The 6,917-nt window shown below is 40.9% G+C and carries 5 protein-coding genes; 1 reads left to right on the top strand and 4 read right to left on the bottom strand.

Annotation, left to right across the window (positions count from 1 at the left end):
- Positions 1-65: 65 nt before the first annotated feature.
- Positions 66-1,376, top strand: a complete 1,311-nt coding sequence (locus tag GTU69_RS02895; protein WP_166167789.1) for a hypothetical protein — start codon at positions 66-68, stop codon at positions 1,374-1,376.
- Between the two features lie 142 nt (positions 1,377-1,518).
- On the opposite strand, the gene GTU69_RS02890 is transcribed toward GTU69_RS02895, so the two are convergent.
- From GTU69_RS02890 to GTU69_RS02875, 4 genes are all read right to left on the bottom strand, one after another.
- Entirely contained in the window at positions 1,519-2,802 is a 1,284-nt protein-coding gene (locus GTU69_RS02890; protein WP_166167786.1) for a ribonucleotide-diphosphate reductase subunit beta, read from the bottom strand.
- Between the two features lie 137 nt (positions 2,803-2,939).
- Positions 2,940-3,071 (bottom strand): preprotein translocase subunit YajC, encoded by a 132-nt coding sequence (locus GTU69_RS02885; RefSeq protein ID WP_166167783.1) that lies wholly within the window; start codon positions 3,069-3,071, stop codon positions 2,940-2,942.
- Positions 3,072-3,235: 164 nt separating this feature from the next.
- Positions 3,236-3,415 (bottom strand): hypothetical protein, encoded by a 180-nt coding sequence (locus GTU69_RS02880; RefSeq protein ID WP_166167780.1) that lies wholly within the window; start codon positions 3,413-3,415, stop codon positions 3,236-3,238.
- A 132-nt stretch (positions 3,416-3,547) separates the two neighbouring features.
- A complete protein-coding gene (locus tag GTU69_RS02875; RefSeq protein ID WP_166167777.1) occupies positions 3,548-6,367 on the bottom strand; it encodes a ribonucleoside-diphosphate reductase subunit alpha in 2,820 nt (939 codons plus the stop codon).
- Between the last annotated feature and the right edge of the window lie 550 nt (positions 6,368-6,917).

Raw genomic sequence — 6,917 nt, 5'->3', positions numbered from 1 at the left:
GTCATTCGCATCTCGACGGGATGAGTCCAGAAGCCTTTGAAGCAGCTTCAAAATGAGGCTGTCTCATGTCTAGGATACTGGGAGCAGTCCAAACAGTAAATCCAAATTTTATTAGTCAAGAATATTTGTCTTATTGTCAAAAGCCTTATGAAAATTTACCAAATTTATTTGAGACTCTGCCGGATGTCAGTGAAGAGCAACTAATTGAAGTTAAGAAAGCAGCGCTTCGTATGGACTTTAATAATTACACTATTGGAAGATTAATTCCTGATAGACGTAATTATGATGATTCACATCCTGATTATATTCAAACAAGAAGAACTATTTTAAAGAGAATGATTCAGCTTGGATATGAACCTGAAAAATTTCAAGAGATTGATAGAGGTATCGGTTCGAGTTCTTATTATGATCGTGATGTAAAAATAGATAGATATGGGAAAAAATATAGCTGGATTGCTTTCTATGAAATGTATGGATGGAAAGCTGATAGAGAGCTTTTAGATGATTGGCGTAGTAATGAAAGATGCAGCGATGTGAGCATCGATCCAACATTCCCTAAAGTTACTAATTCTTGGAATCCAGCACTTACAGATATATTTACCGATGCTCCAAATGATATTGGTGAGTGGATTGTAAATGGACCAGCCCCGAATTATTTAGATCTTTTAAAGACCCAACAAATAACTGAAAATGAAAATTGGATTTTACTGAATGGGTTTCTACAAGAGGATTCAAAAACGGATTATCGTGAAATATTTACATTCATGAGGGGCTTTTTTGTTGCGAATGAACATGTTCCTACAATAAGTGAATTTGTTTGTAATAAGGATTATCTTGGTAATAATGCTTTGCCACAAATTCCTGAAAACCACTACAAATATGCAGGCGAAATGGTTTTGGGAAGTACATTTTTAAATCTGAATCAAGATGTAAGTAGTCTAGTAAGATTTGATGAATGGGATGAATCAAGCTTCTTAATTGAAGTTCCTGTGCAATCTTATTCTTGGGAGTCTTATCATAGTTCTTTGAATCAAGCAGGAGGAATTGACTTTCCAAATCCAGAGATATGTCAGAGACTTGATCTAAAATATCATAATGGAGATCCAGACTTATATGATGGTCATGGAGTAGCCTCTATTTTCAGAACATTAAAGTCTGATATTGATAATTTGCAAGGTAATTTATCATATTTAAGAAAAGATCTTTTCCAAAAATATCTTATAGAAACTGGACAAACATTTGTATGGATCTTATGGGGAGAAAGAGGACAAAACTATAAAGGGAATGAAGAGATACATGAATATTTCAGAACTAATCAACACTTACATAAACAAGTTTATGTCTGGAAAGGTGATCAAATAGTTAAATTAGATTAACTCATGTTACTAAAATTCAATTTAGATTAAAGAAAAAACCGCCACTAATGGCGGTTTCTCAATGACAAATTATGTGTCGCGCAATGACATTTTATGTGTCGTAAATGACAACTTATGTGTCGCGTGACGCTTTTTATATTTCTTACCAGCTTAAAGCACCGCCAGTCTGATAATCCGTTACACGCGTTTCAAAGAAGTTTTTCTCTTTACGCAAGTCCATCATTTCCGACATCCACTGGAATGGGTTATTCACGCCAGCGAACTGTTCAGGCAAACCAAGTTGCGCTAAACGACGGTTACAGATGAATTTCAGGTATTCTTCCATCATCGCAGCATTCATGCCAAGTACACCGCGTGGCATGGTGTCACGTGCGTATTCGATTTCAAGCATGGTGCCTTCAAGAATCATCTGGATGATTTCTTCCTGGAATTCAGTTGTCCATAAACCTGGGTTTTCGATCTTGATCTGGTTGATCATATCGATACCGAAGTTAAGGTGCATAGACTCATCACGCAGGATGTACTGGAATTGCTCGGCAACACCGTTCATCTTGTTACGACGGCCCATAGACAAAATTTGGCTGAAACCACAGTAGAAGAAGATACCTTCAAGTACACAGTAGAACGCGATCAGGTTGCGAAGCAAAATCTGGTCGTTTTCAGGAGTACCAGTTTTGAAAGTAGGATCACTTAAAGACTGGGTATATTTCAGGCCCCAAGCGGCTTTACGCGCTACTGACGGTACTTCGCGGTACATGTTGAAGACTTCGCCTTCATCCATACCTAGCGACTCGATACAGTACTGATAAGCGTGAGTATGAATCGCTTCTTCAAATGCTTGACGTAAGATGTACTGACGGCATTCAGGGTTGGTGATGTGACGGTAAATCGCCAGTACCAGGTTGTTTGCAACCAGTGAATCGGCAGTCGAGAAGAAACCAAGTGAACGCATCACGATGGTACGTTCATCTTCAGTTAAGCCATTTTCAGACTTCCAAAGCGCGATGTCGTGGTTCATGTTGACTTCTTGCGGCATCCAGTGGTTGGCACAACCGTCCAGATACTTTTGCCAAGCCCATTCATATTTGAATGGAACCAGTTGGTTCAGGTCAGCACGACAGTTGATCATGGCTTTATCATCAACCTGTACACGCTGCGCGCCCATTTCAAGCTCTTCCAGACCTGGAGCAACATCAAGGTTGTCTAGGGAAGAAGATGCTCTTGCCAATGAATCGGTTGGATTTGATCCTCGGTTTTGAGTGGCTCTAAGGGGTTGTGCAGTTGCCACATGCGACGGTGCGTTGTGTGCATCAGATACCACCTGTGTATGAGCCGCTTTTTGCGGTTCGACGGGCGCAGACTTGTGTTCAGGTGCAGCCGGTTTTTGCGAATCATCTTCGAAATCGTCCCAACTTAGGATAGACATATCAATTCTCTCTTCGTTGCTTATATCCGTTATCTGACATCTCACAAACGAAGATGTCTACTATACGCTTAAATTGTGTAAGCAAAATTAAGTTTTGCCGATCACTGCTCTAATCTTGTTCGATAGGACAGATATCCTCACGACTTATTTTGCTTACGCTGCTGTTTACGAATGGCTAAAAACGCATAAACCATAGGCGTGTAAAAGAAAATAAAGGCAAACACCAGTACTGCAAGTCCTAATATGTAGTTATGGGTCATATGGAGCATGGTGGTTTATTTCCTTTATTGTTAAATATTAAATCCTCCCCAAACCCCTCCTTTAATAAAGGAGGGGATTTCCGTGAATTCTTTTGCTTCCACGGAAGTCCCCCTTTGGAAAAGGGGGATTTAGGGGGATTTTGAGAAGAGTTCAATTAATTTAACTCTTCTCGTTAGGCAACTGCCTGAGCAATTGCTTGGATTTCACTTTCTTTAGCTTGGTTAGTATCTGAAGAATGTCCAGCACTGCCACCTAATAAGAAATATATTACTAATAGGCGACAAATAAATTTTTCTGCTTCTTCAAAAACTACACGTACTTTCTTTCTAAAATCTTTTAACTTCTTCGACATGTTCGCTCCTAAAAGGAATCAATCATTACGAAGTAGCAAGAGTGAGTTCTTATGCTAACCACTCATAAGAATCAACCATTGCTAAAGTCGCAATGAAGAGATAAATCTCGGTTGATTCCTAAGTTAGTTAACTTATTGACAAGCCTCACAATCAGGGTTGTCAATTGAACATGCCATTGGCACTGGCGCTGCTTGAGCAAAACCGTCTTCTTCAGCTTTCACTTCAGGCGCTACTGCAGCGGTAACTGGCGCTGCAACAGTTGCAGGTTTAACTGCATTCAATGCGCCAGTGTTAATAGTCGATTTCTCGGCAGAAGTTGCACCCAATGCACGGAGGTAATAAGTGGTTTTAAGACCACGTAACCACGCCATTTTGTAAGTCAAGTCAAGTTTCTTGCCGTTTGCACCAGAGATGTAAAGGTTAAGCGACTGAGCCTGGTCGATCCATTTTTGACGGCGTGATGCAGCATCTACAATCCAGCGTGGCTCAACTTCAAACGCAGTTGCGAAGATCGCTTTAAGCTCTTCAGGAATACGAGAAATCTTTTGTACAGAACCTTCGAAGTGTTTCAGGTCATTGACCATCACTGAATCCCAAAGACCGCGATCTTTTAACGCACGTACCAGGTACGGGTTGATCACTGTGAACTCACCAGAAAGGTTTGATTTCACATACAGGTTTTGGAAAGTCGGTTCAATTGACTGAGATACGCCACAGATGTTCGAAATAGTCGCAGTAGGCGCAATCGCCATCACGTTCGAATTACGCATACCGTCTTTTTGAACTTTGGCACGTAAAGTGTCCCAATCCAGACGTTGTGTACGATCTACTTCAAACATGCGTTCTGGGCGTGATTTCGCCACGATGTCTAAAGAATCAATAGGAAGGATGCCTTGATCCCAAAGTGATCCTTTAAATGTTTCGTAAGTACCACGTTCAATCGCCAAGTCGCTAGAAGTCTGAATAGCGTAGTAGCTGATTACTTCCATAGATTCGTCAGCGAAATCTACAGCTTCATCAGAACCGTAAGCCAGTTTCATTTCATATAAAGCATCCTGGAAGCCCATGATACCCATACCGACCGGACGGTGTTTCAAGTTTGAATTTTTCGCTTGCGGAACTGCGTAGTAGTTGATGTCGATGACGTTATCGAGCATACGAACAGCTGTTTTTACAGTACGCGCCAGTTTTTCACGATCTAACACACCACCTTGAACGTGCTGTACCAGGTTGATCGAACCCAGGTTACATACCGCGATTTCATCTTGGTTGGTGTTCAGCGTGATTTCTGTACACAAGTTAGATGAATGCACTACGCCCACGTGTTGCTGTGGTGAACGCAAGTTACATACGTCTTTGAATGTGATCCAAGGGTGACCTGTTTCAAACAGCATAGAAAGCATTTTACGCCACAAGTCTTTGGCACGCACTTTCTTGTGCAGCATGTCGGTTTCTTTGGCAATGCTTTCATAATAAGCATAGCGTTCAGCAAATGCTTGACCGGTTAAATCGTGAAGATCAGGTGTTTCAGACGGCGTGAACAATGTCCATTCAGCATCTTCAAATACACGTTGCATAAACAGGTCCGGAACCCAGTTTGCTGTGTTCATGTCATGGGTACGACGACGGTCATCACCGGTGTTCTTACGCAGTTCCAGGAACTCTTCGATATCCAGGTGCCAGGTTTCTAAGTATGCACATACCGCACCTTTACGTTTACCTCCCTGGTTTACCGCAACAGCTGTATCATTGGCTACTTTAAGGAATGGAACAACACCTTGCGACTTACCGTTTGTACCTTTGATATACGAGTTCAATGCACGAACAGGCGTCCAGTCATTACCTAAACCACCCGCCCATTTAGACAGCATCGCGTTATCACGCATTGCACCATAAATGTTATAAAGGTCATCTGCAATTGTGGTTAAGTAGCAGCTCGACAACTGTGGACGTAAAGTACCAGAGTTGAACAGGGTCGGCGTAGAGGCCATGTAGTCGAAGCTAGACAACAAGTTATAGAACTCGATGGCACGCTCTTCACGGTTTTCTTCATTTAACGACAGCCCCATTGAAACGCGCATAAAGAACAATTGCGGTAATTCAAAACGGATGCCATTCGAATGAATAAAGTAACGGTCAAATAAGGTTTGCAGACCTAAGTAGGTGAACTGGTTTGAGCGTTCTGGTTGAATCGCCGCTGCCAGTTTCGCAAGGTCAAAATTCAATAATTCTGGTGACAGAAGATCAAGCTCGATCCCTTTCTTAAGGAAGGTCTCTAAAGCATTGCCTTCGTTGGTGTCTGTAGATAGGCCTAAGAACTCTAAACCTGTAGCAACCAGATTGTCACGAAGTAAACGTGCAGTCACATAAGTATAGTTAGGTTCTTGTTCAATACGGGTACGTGTCGCCATCATCATCGTTGTAGCGATGTCAGATTCTTTTACGCCGTTATAGAGGTTTTTTACGGTTTCATCGACAATGGCTTTAACGTCAATACCTTCCAGTCCTTCAGCTGCTTTTGCCACATGTGCTTCTAGTGCGCCCAGGTCAAGCGGTTTAAGCTGACCATTTGCAGTAGTCACTTGTAAAGTCGGATGGTGATGAGCACCAGTCTGTTTGCGTGCTTCAGAGCGTTGTTCGCGGTAGATGACATACGCGCGTGCAACTTTTTGTTCACCAGTACGCATCAGCGCAAGTTCAACCTGGTCTTGAATTTCTTCAATATGAATTGTGCCGCCTGACGGTAAACGACGGTTAAACGTATTCATCACCATTTCAGTCAGTTGCTCGATACGATCATGAATACGGCTAGAATCTGCACTTTGCTGGCCTTCTACAGCCAAAAAAGCTTTACCAATCGCTACAGAAATTTTTTCTGCGTCAAAAGTGGCAACATCACCGGTGCGTTTAATCACCTGAAGTTGACCAGGAGTTGAAGTGATTACGCTCATTTAGCATAGCTCCATTGTCATCTATTTTTATGTTTATGGACCGTTTGAACCGGGCAAATTTTATGCCACAGTATTTGAGGAATAAACACAAGACCTAGTGGTTTTAAAATTAATTGAACACAAGATACGGGAAAATTTAGGGTAGATCAATATTGACATTTTGCTAAATATTTTTCTTAGTACATGCATTAATCTCTGTAAAAATATTGCTATTTTTATTGATTTTTCTATAAGCCTTATCAGGCAAGGCATAGCATAACAAAGCTAAAAAAATGTGCTTATAGATAACATTGTGGATAACTTAAAAGAAGCTAACTAACTAGTCAGAAACTGTGCAAACAGACAGGCGGTTTAAAAAATAGACATTTTGTAGCTAAATATTTCTATAAATAGTCTGAAAATTACTAGAATATGAAAAATTCAATAAATTCAATGTTTAAAAAAAATATAACAAAATGCTACTTTGATGTATCAGTTTGGTGAACAGCATCTTGTTTACAATGTAAACGTGTGTATATTGCTGAAGATATTAAAGCCTATCCAACGGATT

This window comes from Acinetobacter sp. SA01 (genome assembly GCF_011319235.1).
GTDB lineage: Bacteria > Pseudomonadota > Gammaproteobacteria > Pseudomonadales > Moraxellaceae > Acinetobacter.
The sequence above is the reverse complement of the archived record's forward strand: the minus strand, read 5'-3'. Positions and strand labels throughout refer to the sequence as shown.